The organism is Microbacterium sp. B24 (assembly GCF_000333415.1).
Classification (GTDB): domain Bacteria; phylum Actinomycetota; class Actinomycetes; order Actinomycetales; family Microbacteriaceae; genus Microbacterium.
Genome location: NZ_BADB01000444.1, coordinates 1 through 2,070, shown reverse-complemented (window position 1 = coordinate 2,070; position 2,070 = coordinate 1). Strand labels below are relative to the sequence as shown.

The 2,070-nt window shown below is 68.7% G+C and carries 3 protein-coding genes; all 3 read left to right on the top strand.

Translation table 11 applies throughout. The features are described 5' to 3' along the window. The coding region (locus I5I_RS13215) for an ABC transporter permease (protein ID WP_036320623.1) at positions 1–798 on the top strand (798 nt) is incomplete at its 5' end. Continuing rightward, entirely contained in the window at positions 795–1,868 is a 1,074-nt protein-coding gene (locus I5I_RS13210) for an ABC transporter permease (RefSeq protein ID WP_036320609.1), read from the top strand. The genes I5I_RS13215 and I5I_RS13210, both read left to right, overlap by 4 nt. Beyond that, positions 1,865–2,070: class II aldolase/adducin family protein (locus I5I_RS13205; RefSeq protein WP_187289958.1), on the top strand; the 206-nt coding region annotated here is incomplete at its 3' end. The genes I5I_RS13210 and I5I_RS13205, both read left to right, overlap by 4 nt.

Genomic DNA, 2,070 nt, shown 5'->3' with positions numbered 1-2,070 from the left:
ATTCGAGCTCGGTCCCGGGGATCCTCTAGAGTCGTCGGTGCGATGTTCACCGCGATCGGGCTCGCCGTGCTGCTGGGTATCGTGCTCGGCGCGATCAACGGCCTGCTCGTCGCCGTCATCGGATTGCAGCCGTTCATCAGCACGCTCGTGATGATGCTCGCCGGGCGCGGTATCGCGCGCGTCATCACCGGCGGCCAGAACACGAACGCGGAGAACGCGCCCTTCCGGGCTCTCGCGAACGGTCAGTTCCTCGGGCTTCCGCTGAGCTTCGTGCTCGCGATCGCGATCGTCATCGTCGTCGCGCTCGTGATGCGCCGCACCGCTCTCGGCCTCATGATCGAGTCGATCGGCATCAACCCGCAGGCCAGCCGGCTCGCCGGCATCCGCCCCCGCCCCATCCTCATCGCGGTGTACGTGCTGTCGGCGGCGCTCGCCGCTGTCGGCGGACTGTTCACGGTGTCGGAGGTCATGACCGTCGACGTCTCGGGCACCGGGTACCAGATGGAGCTCGACGCGATCCTCGCCGTCGTCATCGGGGGCACCTCGCTCGCCGGCGGGAAGTTCTCGATCGTGGGCTCGACGATCGGCGCCCTGCTGATCGCGACCCTCAACAAGACGGTCCTCTTCCTCGGAGTCTCGGCCGCCGCGACGCCGGCCTTCAAGGCGATCGTCATCGTCGCGCTGGTGCTGCTGCAGTCCGCGCGCATCCGTTCCCTGGTGCTCCGCCGCGGCAACCGCACCCGCACACCCGCGGCCCCCCTCTCCGAGTCCACGCAGCCGAAGGAGGTCGTCGCATGAGCGACGCATCCACCACTCGCGAACGCTCCACGCCCCCGTCGGCCGGGCAGGCCGCGGCGATCGCCACCCCCCGCGCAACCGCGTGGTCGCGTGTCTGGGGCCGCAGCCAGTCGCTGATTCCCACGCTCGCGGCGGTCGTGCTGTTCATCAGCATGCTCGTGTACGCGGAGATCGCCTACGGCCGGGTCTTCCACCTCGGCACGATGTCGAGTCTGCTCGTGAGTTTCGCCCCGACGATCATCCTGGCCGTGGCCATGACGATCGTGATCCTCTCCGGCGGCATCGACCTGTCCGTCGGCGCCGTCGTGGCGTTCACCTCGGTCGCCGGGGTGATGCTCATGGGCGCGGGGGTGAACGCGTGGCTCGCGATCGTCATCATGATCGTGCTCGGCGCGCTGTTCGGTCTGGTCTCGGGCGTGCTGATCCAGTTCTTCAACGTGCAGCCCTTCATCGCGACGCTCGCGATGATGTTCCTCGCGCGCGGCCTCGCCTCGATCCTGTCGACGGTGCCCGTGCACGCGCCGGAGGGCTCTCCGATCCTGCTGCTGGCCACGGACTTCAAGCTCATCGACGGCCCCAAGACCAACGATCTCGTCCTCACGCCCGGCTTCTTCATCGCCGTCGTCGTCGTGATCGCCGCGGTCTTCTTCCTGCACCGCACCCGCACGGGACGCACGATCTACGCGATCGGCGGTGCCGAGTCGTCGGCCCAGCTGATGGGCCTGCCCGTGGCCCGCACGCGGGTTTGGATCTACATCCTCAGCGGCGCTCTCGCCGGCCTTGCCGGAGTGGTCTACACCGCAGAGGTGGGCGGCAAAGCGCAGAACGTCACCGGCATCGGCTGGGAGCTCGACGCGATCGCTGCGGTCGTGATCGGCGGCACGCTGCTCACCGGCGGCGTCGGCTACGTGCTGGGTTCCGTGGTGGGCACGCTCGTGCTCGCCGCCCTGTGGATGATCATCACGAAGGACGGCTCGATCAAGCCCGAGTACCTCACGATCATCACTGGCGGCATCCTCCTCGCCTTCGTGCTGCTGCAGCGGGTGCTCACGAAGCGGAGGAGCGAGTGAGCGCGCCGGCAGGGGGCCGTGTGATCGACCAGCACCTGCAGGAGCGCATCGACGCCGTCCGCGCCGATGTGGCCGCGCTGCACGCGGAGCTCGTGCGGTACGGCCTGGTGGTCTGGACGGGCGGCAACGTCTCTGGGCGCGTGCCGGACAGCGACCTCTTCGTGATCAAGCCCTCGGGGGTCTCCTACGACGACCTCGCCCC